Raw genomic sequence first — 20,089 nt, 5'->3', positions numbered from 1 at the left:
TGCTTATTCGCGTTACCAGACCGCCCTAACGGAGTAGCGATCGCGCGGTGGGCGCCAACTGGAGCTGCTCCGGCGGCTGCGCGAGCCGCTTGGTGAGGTCCGGGAGCACGCCGTGGGTCCAGCGGCCCTCGCGGCCGAGCAGGTGGACGTGTTCGACCAGCTCGTCGCGGCCCGCGAACGAGGCGATCCACACCACGACGTTCTCGTTCTCGCGAACCGGCAGTGCCGGGAAGTTGTTCTCCGCCCGCAGTGTGCGCAGGATCGCCAGCGGCTCGGCGCCGGTGTCGGTCAGGAGGGGCACGGCGTCGGTCCTGAAGACGTCCACGAACGCGTCCTCGCCGCCGGGCGGCAGGTGGTAGATGGTGACCGTCACCAGCGTGGTGGGGCCGCCGCGGGTGCGACCGGTCAGGTCGAGGTCCTTCTCCGGGCGGAGCAGCAGGACGTCGTCCGAGTCGATCATCGTGTCGTTGGCCGCAGCGCTGTGCGCACGCCAGACCGGACCGCCGTAGAACGCGGGCAGCGCCCGGCCCCTGGTGTCCATGTCGGAGTAGCCACGCAGCCAGACGAACCGGTCCTGGTCGTCGAGGTCGCGGAACTGGCCGAGCACCTGCGCCCCGACCGCCTCCTGCGGCTCGACGAACTCACGGTCGAACAGCTCCACCAGATCGTCGCGCCGGCCCGGGTGCAGGGTGTACTGCCGGAGCTCGAGAACCTCAGTCATCGCCGCCCTCTCGCGGTAGCCACCTGGGTGGGTGACACCTTATTGGGACACCCCGACATCGGTCAGACCGGTGGCGGCAACCGTGTGCTCCCGCCCGGAGACGTGTTTGATGAGGCAATGCCCGGTCTCCTTCTCGGTCCCCTGCTGCGACACGTCGACTCCCGGTCCGCCACCGTCTGGGTGGAGACCGACGCCCCCTGCACGGTGGCGGTCGCCGGGGCGCGGACCCGCACGTTCACCGCGGGCGGCCACCACTACGCGCTGGTCGTCGTCACCGGGCTGGAGCCGGGGACGTCCACGCCGTACGAGGTGGAACTCGACGGGGAGACCGTCTGGCCGCCGCCGGACTTCCCGCCCAGCCGGATCAGGACCTTTCCGGAGGAAGGGGACCCCGAGTTCGTCATGCTGTTCGGGTCCTGCCGCAAGCCGATCGACCCGGGACTCGGCTTCGACGCGCTCGCCGCGTACGCCAAGCGGATGCGCGACCAGGACGAGAAGGACTGGCCGGACGCCCTGATGCTGCTCGGTGACCAGGTCTACGCGGACGAGACCACCGACGCGACCAAGAAGTGGATCTCCGAACGCCGGTCGCTGGACAAGCCGCCCGGCGGGGAGGTCATCGACTTCGAGGAGTACACGCACCTCTACCACGAGTCATGGGACGAGCCCCTCGCCCGCTGGCTCATGTCGACCGTGCCCACCTCGATGATCTTCGACGACCACGACGTGCGGGACGACTGGAACACCTCCCAGACCTGGCGCGACGAGATGGCCCGCACCGACTGGTGGGACGAGCGGGAACGCGGCGCGCTCGTCAGCTACTGGATCTACCAGCACATCGGCAACCTCAGCCCGGCCGACCTCGACCAGGACGAGGTGTACCAGCGGGTCGTCAAGGCCGAGGGGGACGTCGGCGAGCTGCTGCACGAGTTCGCCGAGCGGGCCCGCCAGGAGGTCAACGGGAGCAAGGGCACCCGCTGGAGCTACCGGCGGGACTTCGGCAACGTGCGGCTCCTCGTGATCGACACCAGGTCCGGGCGCATCCTCTCCGGCGGTGCCCGGTCGATGGTCGGCGACGGCGAGTTCGAGTGGATCGAGGAGAACGCCACCGGTGACTTCGACCACCTGCTCATCGGGTCGTCGCTGCCGTGGCTCATGCCGCACGCGATCAGCTACCTCCAGACCCTGAACGAGGTGGCCTGCAGGCAACCGGGCTGGCGCGGGCGCCTCGGCGAGAAGCTGCGGCAGTCCGGTGACCTCGAGCACTGGCCGTCGTTCCGCGCCTCCTCCGACCGGCTCGCGAAGCTGGTCAGGCGGATCGCGGACACCGACACGGCGACCGTCAGCGTGCTCTCCGGGGACGTCCACCACGGCTACGCGGCGAAGGTGACCTTCCCGACGCCCGTGCGGGCGGCCGTCTACCAGCTGGTCTGCTCGCCGGTGCACAACATGCTGCCCTGGTACGTCAAGCCGTTCTTCTTCCTGTCCTGGCGCCGGTCGCTCGCGGCCGTGCTGCGCAGGCGGATGCTCAGGAAGGTCGACCCGCTGCCCGTCGACTGGGAGAAGGTCGGTGGACCGTGGCTCGGCAACATGGTCGCCACACTGCGTGCCTCGGGCCGCGACGCCGAGATGCTGATGGAGCGGGTGGAGGGCGAGGAGCTGAAGCGGATCGCGACGGTCCCGCTGAAGTGACGCCGTGAACAATGCCCGCATGACGACGCCGCACGGCCACCGACCGGGACCGCCGCAAGCGATGGGGCGGTTGCTGCTGCACACCGCGTACAACCCGATGGCGTTCCTGCTCGCGCTGACCGGTCCCCGGGTGACGATCAACGGGCAGCCCGCGAACGTGAGGTGGGGCGAGGTGGCGTTCAACCTGCCTGCCGGGAACCACCACCTCCGCGTCACGACCCGGTACCTCGGCGACTTCGGGCCCGCGGAGCTGCCGGTGGCGATCTACCCGGGGCAGGTCACCACGGTCTACTACCGGCCGCCCGCGACCAAGGGCATGAAGGGCGCGATCGGGTTCACGCCGCAGCCGACCCGCATGGCCTCGGTCATCGCGATCAACGTGGTGATCGTCCTCGCCGCGATCGCCGTCATCGTGTTCACCCGGCTGAACTGACCGCCGCCAGCACGCCGTCGATCTCCTCGGCGAGGGACACGTCCTGCGCGGTGATGCCACGCTCGGAGTGCGTGCTGCAGCTGAACGTGAGCGTGCGCCAGCGAATGTCGATGTCCGGGTGGTGGTTGTCGTTCTCGGCGATCTCCGCCACCCGGTTCACGACCTGGATGGCCTCGGGGAAACTCGCCAGCTCCACCTCGCGGACAAGCGCGCCCTCGTAGCGTCGCCACGCCTTGAGGCGACCGAGGGCCTTGCCGACTTCTTCGTCACTGAGCAGCTGGGGCATGCGTCCATGGTGACTGGTCGGCCCCCCCGTTGCACGGGGTACCCTGGCGGATCACACGGGAGTCCGGAGTGCCGGGCTGAGAGGAGGGCGGCCGCCCTCGACCGTTCGAACCTGATCCGGGTCATGCCGGCGCAGGGAGGGAGACGACGTTGCGGTTTCGCGCACTCATGGTGGCACTCGGCCTGTTGCTGGCCGGCTGTTCGCTCGGCAACGGGGACGACGGCGGTGGCGAGCGGAAGGTCGTGCTCGTCACACACGACTCGTTCGCGATGAGCGAGGACGTGCTCAGGGCCTTCACCAAGGAGACGGGGATCACGGTCGACGTCCGCAAGGTGGGCGACGCGGGCGCACTGACCAACCAGCTCGTGCTCACGAAGGGCAGCCCCATCGGTGACGTGGCGTTCGGTGTGGACACCACGTTCGCGTCGCGGGCTCTCGACGAGGGCGTGTTCGCGCCGTACGAGGTGAACGTGGACGGGCCGGGCGAGTACGCGCTCGACGACAGCGACCGGCTCACCGCGGTGGACCTCGGGGACGTGTGCCTGAACGTCGACCCGGCCGCGCTCGCCGCGAAGAACGTGCCCGTGCCCGCGAGCTACGCGGACCTGGCGAAGCCCGAGTACAAGGACATGCTGGTGGTCGAGGACCCGGCGACGTCCTCGCCGGGCCTCGCGTACCTGCTCGGCACCATCGCGAAGCTGGGTGGCGGCTGGCAGGACTACTGGAAGGCGCTGAAGGCCAACGGCGTCAAGGTGGTCAGTGGCTGGGAGGAGGCCTACACGCAGGACTTCTCCGGCTCGGCGGGCAAGGGGCCGAGGCCGATCGTCGTGTCGTACGCGTCGTCGCCCGCCGCGGAGCTGGACGAACAGGGCAACCCGCGCACGAAGGCCCTGCTGGACACGTGTTTCCGGCAGGTCGAGTACGCGGGCGTGCTCAGCAACGCCAAGCACGCCGCCGACGCGAAGAAGGTCGTGGACTTCCTGCTGTCCGAGGAGTTCCAGGCGCAGGTGCCCGACCAGATGTACGTCTACCCGACGCGAAAGGGTGTCGAACTGCCGGCGGCGTGGCAGAAGGCGGCGCCGCTGCCGACCGCGCCCGCCGAGCTGTCGCCCAAGGACATCCAGCGGAACCGGGAGCAGTGGATCGACGAGTGGCGCGGGCTAGTCGAGGGCTGAGGCCCGCGCGAGCGAACGGCCGGAGCGTCCGCCGTCTGGACTGACGAGCAGCGCAGGCCCCCGCGAGGAACGAGCCGGGGCCGAGCAGCACAGGAGGGAAGACGGCGGGTTAGCGGAGGGAAAGTGGAGCGAGCCATCAGACCCGGCACAACGCTCTTGGCGTTGGTGCCCCTGGGTTTCCTCGCCGTCTTCTTCGTGTGGCCGGTCGTCGCGATCATGCGGCTCGGCTTCGACGAAGGGGGCGTCCTGGCCACGCTCGGGACCGCCCGGGTGTGGCGGCTCGTCGGGTTCACCGTCGCACAGGCGGCGGGTGCGACCGTGGTGGCCGTGGTCGCCGGGCTGCCCGTCGCGTTCCTGCTGGCCCGCACGAACCTGCCGGGGCTCGGCATCATCAGGGTGATCATCCTGGTGCCGTTCGTGCTGCCGAGTGTGGTGGTGGGACTGGCGTTCCGGGCCATGCTGCCCGACGGCGGCGTGTGGGCGATCGTGCTGGCCAACGCGTTCTTCAACGTCGCGGTCGTGGCGCGGACGGTCGCCGGGCTGTGGACACACCTCGACCGGCGCGCCGAGGACGCGGCCCGTGCGCTCGGCGCGTCACGCCTGCGCACGTTCACGTCCGTGACACTGCCCGCGCTCGCGCCTGCCATCGGGTCCGCGGCGGCTGTCGTGTTCCTGTTCTGCGCCACCAGTTTCGGCGTGGTGCTGATCCTCGGCGGCGCCCGGCTGCGGACGCTGGAGACCGAGATCTACCTGCGGACAGTGGAACTCCTCGACCTCCCCGGCGCCGCCGCGCTGTCGTTGCTGCAGGTGGGCGCGGTCGTTGCGGTGCTGTCCGTCGGCGCGGTCGCCAGGCGCCGCAGGGAGACGGCGTTGCGGCTGCGTGGTCAGGCCGAGTCGGCACGCAGGCCGGCAGGCGGTGAGTGGGCGGTCGTTGCGGCGGCGTTGGGAGTGGTCGTGCTGCTGTGCGTGCCGATCGCGTCGCTCGTACTCCGCTCTCTGTCCACACCGGACGGTTGGGGGCTCGACGGCTACCGCGCGCTGACGGGCGTCGGCTACGAGGGCTCGCTGCAGATCTCCGGGCTGGACGCGGCGAGGAACTCCCTGGCGGCGGCCACGGACGCGACGCTGCTCGCCGTCACGCTCGGCACGATGGCGAGCGTGGTGCTGGTGACGCTGGCCCGCGACGGGCGCGGAACGACGGAGCGGGCGCCGTCTGGACTGACGAGCAGCGCAGGCCCCTGCGCGAGGAACGGGCCCAGGGGCCGAGCAGCGCAGGAGGGTAGACGGCGTCTGAGCGGAGGAGTGAAGCAACGCATCCGACACCGGGTGCGGTACGTCGAGGTCGTCGACACCGCGTTCATGCTGCCGCTCGGCGTGTCCGCGGTGACCGTCGGGTTCGGCTACCTGATCACGCTCGACCTGCTGCCGGGCGACCTGCGCACGTCACCGGTGCTCGTGCCGCTCGCGCAGGCGCTCGTGGTGACACCGCTGGTCATCCGCGTCATGCTGCCGGTGCTGCGGTCGATCGACGAACGCCTGCGGCAGGCCGCCGGGTCGCTCGGGGCGAGTCCGTGGCGGGTGTGGTGGGAGGTGGACGTGCCGATGGCCGGCCGGTCCCTGCTGACCGCCGCCGCGTTCGGGTACGTGGTGGCACTCGGCGAGTTCGGCGCGACGAGCTTCCTCGCCAGGCCGGACACGGCCACCCTGCCCGTCGCGGTGGCACGGCTGATTTCGCGGCCGGGGGAGCTGAACAACCAGATGGCGTACGCGGCGTGCACGTTGCTGGTGCTCGTCACGGTCGCGGTGGTCGCGGTCGTGGAACGGGTACGCGTACCGGTGGGAGAGTTCTGATGCTGTCCGTCACCGAGGTGACCGTGCGGTACGGGAGCCTGACCGCGGTGTCCGACATCGACCTCGCGGTCGCCGACGGCGAGGTCGTGGCGTTGCTCGGCCCGTCGGGCTGCGGCAAGTCGACGCTGCTGCGTGCCATCGCGGGCCTGGAGCCGCCTGCGCGGGGCGTGGTCCGGTGGGACGACACGGACCTCGCGGCCGTGCCGGTGCACCGCAGGGGCTTCGGGCTGGTGTTCCAGGACGGGCAGCTCTTCCCGCACCGGGACGTGGCCGGCAACGTGGCGTTCGGCCTGCGGATGCGGCACATGCCGACCGCCGACCGGCGCACCAGGGTCGCGGAGCTGCTCGAACTGGTGGGGCTCGGCGGCTACGAGCACCGCAGGGTGACCGAGCTGTCCGGCGGCGAGCAACAGCGGGTGGCGCTGGCCAGGGCACTCGCGCCGCGGCCGAGGCTGCTGCTGCTGGACGAGCCGCTGTCCGCGCTGGACAGGGCACTGCGTGAGCAGCTGGCCATGGACCTGGCAGGTGTGCTGCGGGTGGCGGACGCGACGGCGCTGGTGGTGACCCACGACCACGACGAGGCGTTCACACTCGCCGACCGGGTCGCGGTCATGCGTGCCGGGGCCGTCGTGCAGACCGGGCCGCCGGACGAGGTGTGGCGCCGCCCCGCCGACGAGGACACCGCCCGGTTCCTCGGCTGCGGCACGTTCCTGCCGGCCGAGGTGCGGGACGGCGTCGCGACGTGCGAACTGGGGTCGGTGGCGGTCCCCTGGGCGGCGGCAGGCCGCGTCACGCTGGGCCTGCGCCCGACCGCGCTGCGGCTCGACGAGGACGGGACCGTCACGGGCAAGCTGATCCGGTCCGTGCACCGCCGCGACCACGTCCGCCTCCAGGTGCGCCTGGACGACACGGACCGGCTCGTGGACGCGGTCGCCGGCATCGCGGAGACACCGGGCGACCGCGTGCGCCTACGACTCGACCCGGACGGCCTCGCGGTCGTCGGGGCGGCACCCTAGCCGTCCTTCGTGGACATCCGGCCGAGTGCGATCGAGTAGCCGATCACGATGTAGCAGACGGCCCGCAGCAGGCCCTCCATGATGCCGTCGGTCGGCATCGGGTCGCGGAGCACGTCCGCGAGGCTGTTCCAGCCGTCGGTCAGCAGGAACGGGTGCAGCCAGTCCAGCGCCGGGATGTTGTTGACGATGGTGAACACGATGATGCCGCCGAGCGCTGCGGCCATCACGACCAGCGGGTGCTCGGTGGCGGCCGAGATCGCGAGCGCGACCGCCGCGACCGCCCACACCTGGACGATCACCAGCACGGCCATCAGCCCGATGCGGCCGAGCGACTGGCCGAACGCCAACGTGTTGCCGGACATGGTGAGCAGCCCGTCGCCACCGAGGATCGCCATCCCCGCGAGGATCCCGACGACCGTGATGGTCAGGACCGCCGTGGCCGTCAGCACCGCGACACCGAAGGCCTTCACGGCCAGCAGCCGCACCCGGCTCACCGGGGCGAGGAGCAGCCCGCGCAACGCGCCCGTCGAGGTCTCACCGGCGATGGCGTCCGCCGACCACATGGCGCCGAGCATCGGCAGCAGCATCACCATGCACAGCAGCAGCACGAAGACCGGCAGGATCAGGCCGTTGTTCGCGACGAGCGCGGCGACGCCCTCGATCACCTGCGTGCCTGGCTTGTTCGTGTCCGGCACCGACGTGGCGACGGCCATCGCGATGCCCGCGAGGATCGGCCCGATCACCAACAGGCCGAACGCGACGAGCGTACGTGGCCTGCGGAACATGAACCGCAGCTCGGACAGCATGAGCCGCCCAAGCGGCGCCTTGGTGCGCTGCTCGGTGACGATGGGCGCGTCCAGCGCGAGCGTCATGACGGCTCCTCGAAAGTGTCCACGTCGGACAGGCCGTTGCCCTTCTCGGCGGACTCGGTGAGCCGCGTGAACAGCTCCTCCAGCCCGGTCCGCTGCCTGCGCACCTCGTGCACGGCGACTCCCGCGCCGACCAGCGTGGCGACCACCTCGGGGGCGGTCGTCGCGGCCAGGTCCACGTGCACGCCGTTCGGCACCTCGCGGGCCGGGATCCGGTTGTCCCGCAACGCGTTCACCGCGACCGTGACGTCCGGGGTGGACACCATGAGCTTCGCGTCGCCCGCTTCGAGCAGCTCGGTCAGGCCGCCCTGCGCGACCACCGCGCCCTTGTGCAGCACGGCGACGTGCGTGCAGGTGGCCTCGACCTCGGCCAGCAGGTGCGAGGAGACGAGCACGGTCGTGCCTGCCGCGTGCAGGTCGGCGATGACCGCCCGGACCTCACGGGTGCCTGCCGGGTCGAGGCCGTTCGTCGGCTCGTCGAGCACCACGAACCTGCGCGGGAGGAGCAGCGCCGACGCGAGGCCGAGTCGCTGCTTCATGCCGAGCGAGTAGCCGCGGTAGCGCCGGTTGGCGGCACCGGACAGGCCGACCCGCTCGATCGCCTGGCCGACCGCACGCGGGATGTCCTTGGAAGCGAGGCGCGGCTCGGCCGCCGCGACCCGCAGGAGGTTCTCCCGCCCCGACAGGAACGGGTGGAACCCGGGGCCCTCGACCAGCGCGCCGACCTCGGGGAGCGCCCAGCTCGCGCCGTCGGGCATCTTGTGGCCGAGCAGCTCGACCGTGCCCGCCGTCGGCAGTACGAGCCCGAGCAGCATCCGGATGGTCGTGGTCTTGCCCGAGCCGTTCGGTCCGAGCATGCCGAGCACCGCGCCCACCGGCACGTCGAGGTCGACGTGGTCGACCGCGACGGTCCTGCCGTAGACCTTCCGCAGGTTGCGGGTCCGCGCGGCCAGGCGGGGGAGAGCCCCCGCGGCGTGCACCGCGGGGGCCTCCTCGGTTTCCGTCATGTCGGTGACCGTACTCATTTGACGGTCTTGACGGCCTCGGTGACCACCTGCTCCGGCACCGCGCCGACCGCGACCTTGCCGTCCTCGGTGATCATGGCCGCGCCGACGCTGGTGGAGATCACGTAGCCGGTGCCGTAGGACCCGGTGACCTTCTTGCCGAACGTCCCGAGCAGCGCGAACAGGTCCTGGTCGGACGCACCCGCCATGTCCTCGGCACCCTTCAGCGCCTCGGCGGGCACCTTGCCGGTGGCCACGATGTCCCAGCCCCTGCCGACGGTCTTGAAGTCGACCTGCGACAGCCACTCCTCGATGCCCTGACCGTGGAAGTCCCGGTCGACCTTCTCCTCGGTCACGGTCGCGCCCTCGGGCGGTGTGAAGCTGAAGAGCTTCGGATCCTGTGCCGCCTCGCCGAACTTGGTGAAGCCGACCTTGATGGCCGGGTCGGCCTGCCCGTTGGCGAGCACCTCGACCGACATCGGGATCCGCAGCTTCGAGTCGACCGAGACGCGGATCTCGCGCAGCAGCGTCCGCTCGGTCGGCTTCGGCGTGAGGACCAGCTGGTAGACCGGCCGGTCGGCCACGCGTGCGGTGCCGTCGACGCTGACCGTCGAGTCCGCCTGCATCGCGGTGACCAGGTCGGCGGCGGCCTTGGCCGGGTCGGCGAACCTGCCCTCGAGCGGCTTCTGGGCCGCGTCCTCGGCGTGCGGCACCTTCGTGACCGTGCGGTTGTCGGAGTTCCACACCCAGACGGTCGAGCCGTCGTCGACGATCGTGGTCTCGCTCTGCATCCTCGGCACGGACATGCGTGCCTTGCCGCTGCCGTCGGACCAGACCTCGGCGGCGTCGCCGTTGCCGGGGTTGGCCGGTATCCCCGGGATGGGCAGCCCGAGGTGGTTCTGCACCTCGACGGAGCCGGCGAACGCGGGCAGCTTCATGTCGAGCACCGAAGCCACCAGTGCGTCGGCGCTGACGGGCGGCAACGCGGGCGGCGCCTCCCCAGCGCCTGCCGGCGTCGCCAGGACCACCAACCCGATGACCCCCGCCGCGGTACCGGCCGCCGCGAACGACAACGCGGTCTTTCTCGAGTTCATGTGCACCCCTCGCATCTGTCCCTGTTCGAGCCTGTGACGTCGAGGTTGCTCCCCTGTTACTGAGATGGGCCTGAGAGCGGACCGGAACCTGAGATTACGCTGAGACGAGGCACCGTGCCGGGGTCCGCACCAGGCATGCTGTGCGCATGAAGCCGCGGGTTCTGGTGGTCGACGACGAGTTGGGGGTCCGGCGCGCGCTGACACGCGGGCTCGGCGCGGAGGGCATGGACGTCGTGGCCGCCGCCGACGGGCCGTCCGCGCTGGACATCGCCAGGACCGGCGCGTTCGACGTGATCCTCCTGGACATCATGCTGCCGGGGCTGTCCGGCTACCGGGTGCTGCAGGCACTGCGTGCCGAGGGCGTGACCACCCCGGTGCTGCTGGTCTCCGCCAAGGACGGCGAGATCGACCAGGCCGACGGGCTGGACCTCGGGGCGGACGGGTACGTCGTCAAGCCGTTCTCGTTCGTGGTGCTGGTCGCGCAGGTCAGGGCCGTGCTGCGGCGCGGGGCGGCCGAGGGTGCCGAGCGGCGGCTGAAGGTCGGCGAGCTGATCGTCGACCGGGCCGTGCGGGAGGTGCGGTTCGCCGGCGAGCTGGTGCCGCTGTCGCCGAGGGAGTTCGCGGTGCTGGAGGTGCTGATCAGCCGGGCCGGTGCCGTGGTCACCAAGGACGAGCTGCTGAGGACCGTGTGGGGCGACGAGCTGGCCGCGACCCGCAACGCGGTCGAGGTGTACGTCGGCTACCTGCGGCGCAAGCTGGACGCGGTCGGCGCCGGGGGCATCGTGCGTACCGTGCGTGGTCACGGCTACCTGGCCTCGTCGTCCGAGCTGGACGCCGTGCTCGAGCCGAAGTCGCGGTGAGCGGAGCTTGCTGAGCGGCGTACTCGGCCGGATCGTCGGCAGGCTGTGGCTGCGGCGTTCGCTGCGGTTCCGGATCACCACCGTCGGCACGGCGGTCACCCTCGTCGTGTTCCTGACCCTCGCGTTCGTCACGAGCAAGCTCATCGGACCGCTGCTGGTGAGCGCGGCCGACGCCCAGCTCCAGCCGATCCTCACCACCGCGCTGACCGAGGTACGGGCGGGCCGACCGGTCAAGGCGGGCCCGGTCGGCATGGAGGCCCGCGTGCTCGACACGGCGGGCACGCCGGTCGACGGCGGCCCGCCGCCACCGCTGTCACGTGACGAGCTGCGCGAGCTCAAGGCCGCCACGCCGGTGCTGCGGCTGTCGGAGAACCCGCCACGACGGTGGATCGGCACGGTCACCAGCGCGCCGGACGGCTCGCAGCGGCTGGTCATCGTCGGCACGATCCTCACCGGCTACTACCCCGCCCAGCACCGGGCGCTGAACTGGCTGGTCGTCGCGGCCCTGCTCGGGTCGGCGGCGGGCGGGATCGCGACGTGGCTCGGGGTGCGGTCGTCGCTGCGGCCGGTGGAGCGGATCCGGGCGGCGGCGTCCCAGCTGCCCGCCGGGCGCAGGCTGCCGCTGCCGAGCGCGCACGACGAGCTGCGGTCGCTGGCGGCGGCGTTGAACAGCCTGCTGGCCCGCCGCGACGAGGCGACGGCCCGGCTGCGGCGGTTCACCGGCGACGCCGCGCACGAGCTGCGGTCGCCGGTCGCCTCGATCCGGGTGCAGGCCGAGGTCGCGGTGGCCAACCCCGACCCCGAGCTGTCGCAGGAGGTGCTCGCGGACGTGGTGTCGGAGTCGGAACGGCTGTCGTCGCTGGTCGAAGGGCTCCTGGCGCTGGCACGGTCGGACGCGGGCGAGTGGCCGGAGGCGTTGCCGGTGGACGTCGTGGCGGCGGCCCGCGCGGCGGTCGGCCGGCTCCCCGCAGGCGGGCCGGTGGTGGCGACGCACCTCGCACCGGGAGCCTGCTGGGTGGCGGCCGCACCCGCGGAGGTGGACCTGGTGCTGGACAACCTGCTGCGCAACGCGGCACGGCACGCGCGGGCGCGGATCGTGGTGACGGTCCTGTCCCGAGGCTCGGCGGTGACGCTGGTCGTGGACGACGACGGGCACGGCATCGCGCCGGAGCACCGGGAGCGGGTGTTCGACCGGTTCTACCGCGTGCAGGACCACCGCTCCCGCGACTCCGGCGGCTCTGGGCTCGGGTTGGCGCTGGTGGCGGAGGTCGTGGGGCGGCGGGGCGGCACGGTGAAGGTGACGGAGTCCCCGGAGGGCGGGGCCAGGTTCCAGGTCAGGTGGCGGGTGCTGACGTGATCACCGTGATCGTGGGGGCGGCCATCGTCCGCGGTCGTGCCCTCCTCGCACAGCAACGGTCCTACCCGCCGGAGGCGGCCGGTCTGTGGGAGCTGCCCGGCGGCCGGGTGGAGCGCGGCGAGTCCGACGTGGAGGCCGTCGTGCGCGAGTGCCGCGAGGAGCTGGGCGTCGAGGTCACCGCCCACGAGCCGATCGGGTCGGACGTGGCCCTGTCCGAGGCGAAGCTGCTGCGGGTCTACCGCGCCTCGCTGGTCGACCCGCTCGCCGAGCCCCAACCACACGACCACGCCGCACTGAGGTGGCTGGAGGTCGGACAGCTGGGCTCGGTCGAGTGGCTCCCAGCGGACCGCGTCCTGCTACCCGCGCTCCGACAGACCCTCCGCTGGGTGCACTGAAGGACGCCTTCCTGACGCCCAGCGTTACGAAGGCGTCCTTCAGTGCGTGCGGGCTAGGCGACGCCCGCCAGGCGTAGGACCGTCTTCAGGCGGTGGGCACCGCGTTCGGTGGCCCGTTCGCCGCCGACCGCGCGGATGCGGTCCAGCTCGGCCGGGTCGGCGAGCAGCTCACGGGTCCGTTCCCGCACCGGTCGCAGCTCCTCGACGACGGCCTCCGCGACCGCGTCCTTCACCTCGCCGTAGGACGTGAACCCGGCCACCACCTCGCGGGGTGGCTTGCCCTGGCAGGCGGCCAGGATGTCCAGCAGGTTCGCCAGTCCCGGCTGCTCCTCCGGCCGGTACTCCAGCCGCCCGAGGCTGTCGGTCACGGCACGTTTCACCTTGCGGCGCAACAGGTCCGGCTCGTCGAGCACGAACAGGACCCCGGCGGAGTCGCGGGCGGACTTGTCCATCTTCCTGCTCGGGTCGGCCAGGTCCCTGATCCGCGCGCCCGCTGGCGGGGTGACCGCCCTCGGGACCACGAACGCCTCGCCGTAGGTGCCGTTGAACCGCCTGGCCAGGACGCGCGCCAGCTCGACGTGCTGGGCCTGGTCGTCGCCGACGGGTACCTCGTCGACCCCCTGCAGGAGGATGTCGGCGGCCATCAGGACCGGGTAGGTGAACAGACCGACGCGGACCGGGGTGCCCTCGTGGGTGCGGTCGGTGCTCTTCTCCTTGAACTGGGTCATCCTGGCGGCCTCGCCGAACGCGCAGCCGCACTCGAGCACCCACGTGAGCGGCCCGAGCTGGGCCAGCAGGTCGGACTGCACGAAGAGGGTGCCCGGCTCGATCCCCGCCGCGACGAGGATGGCCATCAGCTCGCGCGTGCGGCCTCTGAGCTTCTGCGGGTGGTACGGCGAGGTCATCGCGTGCAGGTCGCTGACGAAGTACAGGTCGTCGGGACTCCCCTCGCGGGCCCAGCGGCGGATCGCGCCGAGGTAGTTGCCGACGTGGCCGGGACCGGACGGCGTGATGCCGGAGAGGCGGGTCATTCGAGGCTCCTCGGGGTTCGGGGCCACCCGCCGGAGCCCCTGACACACAGAAAGGCCGCCCGGTCGGGCGGCCTGTGTTCAACGCAACAGGAAATCGGCCGCCGTCAGGCGGCCCACCACATGGCTGTGATGTTGCGCATGCCCCACATCATACGGAACGTCGCAAGTATCAGGCCGCCTGCTTGGCCGCGACCTTGATCTTCGCTCGTTTCAGCGCCAGTACCGGACACTTCCTGCACCTGGACTTCGACCTGCAGCACTTCTTCTTGACCTTGCCCGCCTTGGTCCATTTGCGCACGTAGTCCGCGGCTGTCTTCTTACCCAAGCGTCGTCTCCAACCGTGCTGGGATTCGACTAAGGTTAGACTTACCTTTCTGCGGGGCGCCACCTCGGGCGGCTATCCTCGTCAGTGGCGCGTGATCTCGCGCCGAGCCAATGCCGCCAGACCACGAAGTACAGGAGCACGCGCGTGCCCACCGACACGATCACGCCCGCGATCGCCAGGACCGACCTCCGCAACGTCGCGATCGTCGCGCACGTCGACCACGGCAAGACAACCCTGGTCGACGCGATGCTCCGGCAGACCGGCGCCTTCTCGGCCCGTGCGGCCCTCGTCGACCGGGTCATGGACTCCGGCGACCTGGAACGTGAGAAGGGCATCACGATCCTCGCCAAGAACACCGCGGTGCACCGCGAGACGCCCGACGGGCCGGTCACGATCAACGTGGTCGACACCCCGGGCCACGCGGACTTCGGTGGCGAGGTCGAGCGTGGACTGTCGATGGTGGACGGGGTGGTCCTGCTCGTCGACGCGAGCGAGGGGCCGCTGCCGCAGACCCGGTTCGTGCTCCGCAAGACCCTGGCCGCGGGCCTGCCGGTCCTGCTGGTCGTCAACAAGGTCGACCGTCCGGACGCCCGCATCAGCGAGGTCGTCGACGAGACCCACGACCTGCTGCTCGACCTGGCCGGCGAGCTGGACTCGTCCAACGCCAACATCCTGGACCTGCCGGTCGTCTACGCGTCCGCGCGGGCGGGCCGGGCCAGCCTGAACCAGCCCGCCGACGGCGGAATGCCCGACAGCGAGAACCTCGACCCGCTGTTCGACGTGCTCCTCCAGCACGTGCCCGCGCCGTCCGGCGACCCGAAGGCACCGCTGCGCGCACTGGTCACGAACCTCGACGCGTCGAGCTTCCTCGGCCGCATCGCGCTGTGCCGGGTCCACTCCGGCACCATCCGCAAGGGCGAGCAGGTGGCCTGGTGCCGGGCGGACGGCACCATCACGAACGTCAAGATCACCGAGCTGCTGCTCACGCAGGCCCTCGACCGCGTCCCGGCCGCCAGTGCCGAGGCGGGCGACATCGTGGCCATCGCGGGCATCCCGGAGATCACCATCGGCGACACACTCGCCGACCCGGCCAACCCCGAGCCGCTCGAGCGCATCCACGTCGACGAGCCGGCCATCTCCGTCACCATCGGCGTCAACACCTCGCCGCTCGCGGGCCGTGGCGGCGGCTCGAAGGTCACCGCGCGGCTGGTCAAGAACCGCCTGGACACCGAGCTGGTCGGCAACGTCTCCATCCGCGTCCTGCCGACGGAGCGGCCCGACACCTGGGAGGTCCAGGGCCGAGGCGAGCTGGCGCTGGCGATCCTCGTGGAGACCATGCGCCGCGAGGGCTTCGAGCTGACCGTGGGCCGCCCGGAGGTCGTCACGCGGACCGTCGACGGGACGCTGTGCGAGCCGTTCGAGCGACTCACCGTGGACGCCCCCGAGGAGCACCTCGGCGCCATCACCCAGCTGCTCGCGAGCCGCAAGGGCCGTCTGGAGCACATGAGCGGGCACGGCACCGGCCGCGTCAAGGTCGAGTACGTCGTCCCGTCGCGTGGCCTCATCGGCTTCCGCACGGACTTCCTCACCGAGACGCGCGGCACCGGCATCGCGAACGCCATCTTCGAGGGCTACTTCCCCTGGGCGGGGTCGATCCGCGGCAGGCACTCCGGTTCGCTCGTCGCGGACCGGACCGGCTCGGTCACCGGCTACGCGATGATCCAGCTGGCCGACCGGGGCACGTTCTTCGTCGAGCCGGGCGCCGACGTGTACGAGGGCATGGTCGTCGGCGAGAACCCCCGTGCCGAGGACCTCGACGTCAACGTCACCCGCGAGAAGAAGCTCACCAACATGCGCTCCTCGACCGGTGACGAGCTGGAGCGGCTGGCGAGGCCACGCAAGCTGGTCCTGGAGGAGGCCCTCGAGTTCTGCGCTACCGACGAGTGCGTCGAGGTGGCGCCGGACGTCGTGCGAATCCGCAAGCTGATCCTCGACAGCACCCAGCGCGGCCGCGCCCGTGCCCGCGAGAAGTCACGCGACAACTGAGGGCTGCCAACACCAGGAACCTCGTAGCCGCCGAACGCGTCATTCCCACAGAGGTCTAGATTTCTGGCAAGGGGGGTGATGCTGTTGCGGAAGGCGCTACTCGCGATCGTCGCTCTGGTCGCTCTGGCGGCATGTACGCCTGCACCCCGGCGCGTCGACACCCCGTTCGTGTCCCCGTCCAACGCCCCGGTGGACGCGGGTGAGGTCGTGGTCGGCGTCGACTCCATCGCGGGCGGCTACAACCCGCACAACTTCGCCGACCAGTCGGCCATCACGACCGGCCTGTCGCAGATGCTGCTGCCGTCGGTGTTCCGGCCCGGCCCGGACGGCACCCCCCAGCTGGACCGCAACCTGATGGTGTCGGCGGCGGTCACCAAGGCCAAGCCGTACACGGTCACCTACCAGATCCGGGCCGACGCCTCCTGGTCCGACGCGGCCCCGGTGGCGGCGGAGGACTTCGTCTACCTGCGTGAGCAGCTCACCAGCCAGCCGGGCGTGGTCGACTCCGCGGGCTACCGGCTGATCACCGACATCAACGCCCGCGACGCAGGCAGGACCGTCGAGGTCGTCTTCTCGAAGCCCTACCCCGGCTGGCGGTCCCTGTTCACGAACCTCCTGCCCGCGCACCTGCTCAAGGACGCCCCCGGCGGCTGGTCCGGGGCGCTGCAGAACAACTTCCCCGCCACCGCGGGCCCGTACACGGTGAAGACGCTCGACGACGACCGGGGCGAGGTCGTCCTGGAGCGCAACGACCGGTACTGGGAGGACCCGGCCACGCTCGACCGGATCGTGCTGCGCCGTGCCGACGAGGCCGCGCTGGTCGAGGCGCTCGACCAGGGTCACGACCAGCTGGCGCTGGTGGACACCGACTCGGTCGGCGCCACGCGGATCGGCGACCTCGCACCGGCCGTGACCAGCTCGACCGTGGCCCGCCCGCAGGTGACGACCGTGTACCTGCGGCCGGTCCGCCAGCTCGCCGACCTGCCGGTGCGCCAGGCCGTCATGGCCATGCTCGACCGGACGAAGCTGATCACCGTCGGCACCGGCAACGGCCCGGCCGCCCAGCTGCGGGCCGACGCCCAGGTGCTGGCGCCGAGCATGCCCGGCTACGCGTCGACCATGCCGTCGGACATCGTCTACAACCCGGTCGCGGCGGATCCGCTGCTCACCGGCGCCGGCTACACGAGGACCAGCGCGGGCTGGACCCGTGACGGGCGGCCGCTCGAGCTGGTCATCGGCGCGGCGACCGAGCAGCCCGCCGACGTGCGGATCGCCAACGACATCCAGGGTCAGCTCGCCGCGGGCGGGGTGAGCGCGACGGTCGCCGAGCTGCCCGGCGCGGAGCTGTACCAGCGGCTCTACGCGACCAGCGGGTCGAACGTGGTGGACATCGCGGTGACCTCCCGGGCCACGGGCGGGGACCCGGCGACCATGCTCGCCAGTGACTACGGGTGCGTCACCGGCTCGGCAGGCCTGGTGCCGGCCAACCCGCTCGGCTACTGCGACGGCGGCCTCCAGCCGACCCTCGACGCGGCCCTCACCGGTTCACTCTCCGTGACCGACGCGCTGACGGCCGTCGAGCCCGCTCTCTGGCGTGCCGCGGTCGCGCTGCCGCTGTACCAGGAGGCCGACGTCCTCGCCGTGCGTGACGAGGTCACGGGCGTCACGGACGGTGCGGGGTTCGCGGGCCCGTTTGCCGGCGCCGCATTCTGGAATCGTTCCGCGCGTTAGGAAACCGCCCCGGTTACAGGGCAGTCACATTTGCCGCACACGCTATTCCCGGATTTACCACTTTCACGTTGCCGGTTCACGCCCATCCGGCCGACCTTCTGACCAAGACGCGTCGGCGCGCGGGTTGACGGGTCCATTAACGACACAAGCCCCATTAGTCTGCGGTCCGCGACGACTATTCAGCGCGCCGTAACCGCGGGATCGCTCCATGAGTCCGGCGTGTCACCCTTTGGTCACGATCAAGCGCATCCCCGTGACGGGAGTAGGGGAAGTTCCTACCGTCCTGCAACGGCATGTCGGCGTCTGGGCGCCGGCGCGTCACAAGATCGACATGACACTCGTCGCGCACCAGGAAAGAGACGACCGCTCGGTGGTATTAGGCTCCCCCGACCAGCCCCCGCCGCGCGGTACCCACCGGCTCCGTGCACGATGTGTCACGACAACACCGGGCGCACGCTCGTCGAGTGCGTGCTCGCTCATGGAGGAACTATCTTGATGCGGAAACAAGCGTGGCTCCGGGCCGCGGCCGGTCTGACGGCTGCCGCGCTGGTGCTCACCGCCTGCTCTCAGAAATCGAACGAGGGCACCAGCGACGACAACAACGACAGCGCGGCGCAGTCTGCCGGCTGGCCGGAAACCCCCCTCCCGGACATCAAGGAGGGCAAGAAGGGCGGCACGTTCCGGTTCGGTCTCACCGAGCCGACGGCGATCGACCCCTACAACGCCCAGGAGTCCGAGGGCCTGCTGGTCACCAAGTACCTCTTCACGGGTCTCATCCAGGTCGACCCGCTCGGCGAGGTCAAGCCCGGTGTCGCGACCAAGTGGGAAGCCAACGACGACTGCACCGAGTGGACCTTCGACCTGAAGACGGGCACGAAGTTCCACAACGGTGAGGAGGTCACCTCCGCGTCGTTCAAGCGTGGCTGGGAGCGCGTCGCCGCCAAGGACTCGGCCTCCGAGGTGGCCTACCACCTGGCGGGCATCGAGGGCTTCGACGAGATGCAGGCCGGCACGGCGACCTCGCTGTCCGGTGTGGACGCGACCGACCCGGCCAAGCTGGTCGTGAAGCTCGCCGACCCGAACTGCGAGTTCTACCTCCGCACCTTCCACCCGGTGTTCTCCCCGGTGCCGTCCACCGCGGGCAGCCCGACCAGCAACCCCGCCTATGTGGAGCAGCCCATCGGCAACGGCCCGTTCATGATGGACGGCCCGTGGCAGCACAACGTGGGCATCAAGCTCAAGCGCTTCGACGACTACAACATCGGCCACGCGGCCTACCTCGACTCGGTCGAGATCACGATCACCGCGAACGGCTCCCAGGACGAGTACGCCGGTTACCAGAACGGCACGTTCGACTGGGCCCGCATGCCGACGCCGGTGCTGCCGCAGGCGCGCTCGACCTACGAGCCGCAGAACCAGTGGATCACCCGTAACACCAACGGCATGAACTACCTGCTGGTCATGGTCACGCAGAAGCCGCTCGACTCGGCGAAGGCCCGCAAGGCCCTCTCGATGGCGATCGACCGCGACGCGATCATCAACGGTGTGTTCAAGGGCTCGCAGTCGCCCGCGGACTCGCTCGTGCCGCCCGCGTTCAAGGACGCTTACCAGAAGGGCGTCTGCGACGCCTGCGAGTTCAACCTCGACGAGGCCAAGAAGCTGGCCAAGGAGGCAGGGCTCACCGAGGGCACCGAGCTGAACTTCCAGTTCAACGTCGACGCCGGCCACGAGGAGTGGACCGCCGCGGTGAAGGACCAGCTCGAGACCAACCTCGGCCTGAAGGTCAACCTGGGCGGCGTCCAGTTCACCGACCTGCTGAACAACGAGCAGCAGCCGAACTCCACCGGCATCTACCGTGCCGCGTGGGGCGCCGACTACCCGACCCCGGGCAACTTCCTGGAGCCGCTGCTGTCGACCGGTGCCATCGGCGCCCCGGCCGACCAGCCGACCACCGGTGACAACCGCGGTCGCTACAGCAACAAGAAGTTCGACGACCTGCTCGACGAGGCCAAGGGCGAGAAGGACGACGCGAAGCGCGTCACTCTCTACCAGCAGGCCGAGAAGATCGCCATCGGCGACGACCTGGCGCTGATCCCGCTGTGGAACCGTACTCAGCACCGTCTGGCCAACACCTCGAAGTTCATCAACCTTCGCATGGACTTCAGTGAGAACCCGGACCTGTACGAGATCAGCACCAAGTAAC

Annotated in this window: 18 protein-coding genes and 1 riboswitch; of the genes, 11 read left to right on the top strand and 7 right to left on the bottom strand. The window is 70.8% G+C overall.

Features of this window, described 5'->3' with window-relative positions:
• Window positions 1–25: 25 nt before the first annotated feature.
• Window positions 26–721, bottom strand: coding sequence for an NIPSNAP family protein (locus CLV71_RS26755; protein ID WP_133905592.1), 696 nt, complete (start codon window positions 719–721; stop codon window positions 26–28).
• Window positions 722–838: 117 nt separating this feature from the next.
• Between CLV71_RS26755 and CLV71_RS26750 the strand changes: the two genes are divergently transcribed.
• Both CLV71_RS26750 and CLV71_RS26745 read left to right on the top strand, forming a co-directional pair.
• On the top strand, window positions 839–2,413 hold the full coding sequence (locus CLV71_RS26750; protein ID WP_133905591.1) for an alkaline phosphatase D family protein: 1,575 nt from the start codon (window positions 839–841) through the stop codon (window positions 2,411–2,413).
• A gap of 19 nt (window positions 2,414–2,432) precedes the next feature.
• Window positions 2,433–2,846, top strand: a complete 414-nt coding sequence (locus tag CLV71_RS26745) for a hypothetical protein (protein ID WP_133905590.1) — start codon at window positions 2,433–2,435, stop codon at window positions 2,844–2,846.
• Here the strand turns inward: CLV71_RS26745 and CLV71_RS26740 are convergent.
• A complete protein-coding gene (locus CLV71_RS26740; RefSeq protein ID WP_133905589.1) occupies window positions 2,830–3,132 on the bottom strand; it encodes a 4a-hydroxytetrahydrobiopterin dehydratase in 303 nt (100 codons plus the stop codon). The two genes, CLV71_RS26745 and CLV71_RS26740, sit on opposite strands and share 17 nt — an antisense overlap.
• A gap of 45 nt (window positions 3,133–3,177) precedes the next feature.
• A riboswitch (TPP riboswitch) is annotated at window positions 3,178–3,287 on the top strand.
• Between the two features lie 12 nt (window positions 3,288–3,299).
• On the opposite strand from CLV71_RS26740, the gene CLV71_RS26735 reads away from it, so the two are divergent.
• The 3 genes from CLV71_RS26735 (at window position 3,300) to CLV71_RS26725 (ending at window position 7,174) form a co-directional block, all read left to right on the top strand.
• Window positions 3,300–4,307: a thiamine ABC transporter substrate-binding protein gene (locus tag CLV71_RS26735; protein WP_133905712.1), complete on the top strand. Its 1,008-nt coding sequence runs from the start codon at window positions 3,300–3,302 to the stop codon at window positions 4,305–4,307.
• Between the two features lie 162 nt (window positions 4,308–4,469).
• Window positions 4,470–6,158: an ABC transporter permease gene (locus tag CLV71_RS49490; RefSeq protein ID WP_424923908.1), complete on the top strand. Its 1,689-nt coding sequence runs from the start codon at window positions 4,470–4,472 to the stop codon at window positions 6,156–6,158.
• On the top strand, window positions 6,155–7,174 hold the full coding sequence (locus CLV71_RS26725) for an ABC transporter ATP-binding protein (RefSeq protein WP_133905711.1): 1,020 nt from the start codon (window positions 6,155–6,157) through the stop codon (window positions 7,172–7,174). The genes CLV71_RS49490 and CLV71_RS26725 overlap by 4 nt, the downstream gene beginning before the upstream one ends.
• Here the strand turns inward: CLV71_RS26725 and CLV71_RS26720 are convergent.
• Genes CLV71_RS26720 through CLV71_RS26710 form a run of 3 tightly spaced genes read right to left on the bottom strand, consistent with a single transcriptional unit; the run spans window position 7,171 to window position 10,141 of the window.
• Complete coding sequence (locus CLV71_RS26720) at window positions 7,171–8,046, bottom strand: ABC transporter permease subunit (protein ID WP_133905588.1); 876 nt, start codon at window positions 8,044–8,046, stop codon at window positions 7,171–7,173. The genes CLV71_RS26725 and CLV71_RS26720 overlap by 4 nt on opposite strands.
• On the bottom strand, window positions 8,043–9,050 hold the full coding sequence (locus CLV71_RS26715; protein ID WP_133905587.1) for an ABC transporter ATP-binding protein: 1,008 nt from the start codon (window positions 9,048–9,050) through the stop codon (window positions 8,043–8,045). The genes CLV71_RS26720 and CLV71_RS26715 overlap by 4 nt, the downstream gene beginning before the upstream one ends.
• Before the next feature lie 14 nt (window positions 9,051–9,064).
• Window positions 9,065–10,141, bottom strand: a complete 1,077-nt coding sequence (locus CLV71_RS26710) for a LolA family protein (RefSeq protein ID WP_133905586.1) — start codon at window positions 10,139–10,141, stop codon at window positions 9,065–9,067.
• 146 nt (window positions 10,142–10,287) lie between these two features.
• Here CLV71_RS26710 and CLV71_RS26705 point away from each other — a divergent pair, with 146 nt between their 5' ends.
• The 3 genes from CLV71_RS26705 to CLV71_RS26695 are packed head-to-tail and all read left to right on the top strand — an operon-like array spanning window position 10,288 to window position 12,753.
• A complete protein-coding gene (locus tag CLV71_RS26705; protein ID WP_133905585.1) occupies window positions 10,288–11,001 on the top strand; it encodes a response regulator transcription factor in 714 nt (237 codons plus the stop codon).
• 7 nt (window positions 11,002–11,008) lie between these two features.
• Window positions 11,009–12,358: a sensor histidine kinase gene (locus CLV71_RS26700; protein WP_243866721.1), complete on the top strand. Its 1,350-nt coding sequence runs from the start codon at window positions 11,009–11,011 to the stop codon at window positions 12,356–12,358.
• Entirely contained in the window at window positions 12,355–12,753 is a 399-nt protein-coding gene (locus CLV71_RS26695) for a (deoxy)nucleoside triphosphate pyrophosphohydrolase (protein WP_133905584.1), read from the top strand. Before CLV71_RS26700 ends, CLV71_RS26695 begins: the two co-directional genes overlap by 4 nt.
• A gap of 53 nt (window positions 12,754–12,806) precedes the next feature.
• Here CLV71_RS26695 and trpS read toward each other — a convergent pair whose 3' ends face one another.
• Both trpS and CLV71_RS47930 read right to left on the bottom strand, forming a co-directional pair.
• On the bottom strand, window positions 12,807–13,784 hold the full coding sequence (gene trpS / locus CLV71_RS26690) for a tryptophan--tRNA ligase (protein ID WP_133905583.1): 978 nt from the start codon (window positions 13,782–13,784) through the stop codon (window positions 12,807–12,809).
• Between the two features lie 169 nt (window positions 13,785–13,953).
• Window positions 13,954–14,109 (bottom strand): hypothetical protein, encoded by a 156-nt coding sequence (locus tag CLV71_RS47930; protein WP_166664266.1) that lies wholly within the window; start codon window positions 14,107–14,109, stop codon window positions 13,954–13,956.
• A 144-nt stretch (window positions 14,110–14,253) separates the two neighbouring features.
• Here CLV71_RS47930 and typA point away from each other — a divergent pair, with 144 nt between their 5' ends.
• The 3 genes from typA (at window position 14,254) to CLV71_RS26675 (ending at window position 20,088) form a co-directional block, all read left to right on the top strand.
• Window positions 14,254–16,155, top strand: coding sequence for a translational GTPase TypA (gene typA, locus CLV71_RS26685; RefSeq protein WP_133905582.1), 1,902 nt, complete (start codon window positions 14,254–14,256; stop codon window positions 16,153–16,155).
• Window positions 16,156–16,233: 78 nt separating this feature from the next.
• The gene (locus tag CLV71_RS26680; RefSeq protein WP_133905581.1) at window positions 16,234–17,886 is read left to right on the top strand and encodes an ABC transporter family substrate-binding protein; all 1,653 of its coding nucleotides are present in this window, start codon (window positions 16,234–16,236) and stop codon (window positions 17,884–17,886) included.
• Window positions 17,887–18,381: 495 nt separating this feature from the next.
• Window positions 18,382–20,088, top strand: coding sequence for a peptide ABC transporter substrate-binding protein (locus tag CLV71_RS26675; RefSeq protein WP_133905580.1), 1,707 nt, complete (start codon window positions 18,382–18,384; stop codon window positions 20,086–20,088).
• The last annotated feature ends 1 nt before the right edge of the window (window position 20,089 follow it).

This window comes from Actinophytocola oryzae (assembly GCF_004364325.1).
GTDB lineage: Bacteria > Actinomycetota > Actinomycetes > Mycobacteriales > Pseudonocardiaceae > Actinophytocola > Actinophytocola oryzae.
Note: the sequence above shows the minus strand (reverse complement) of the source record. Positions and strands in the feature narration are given on the sequence as shown.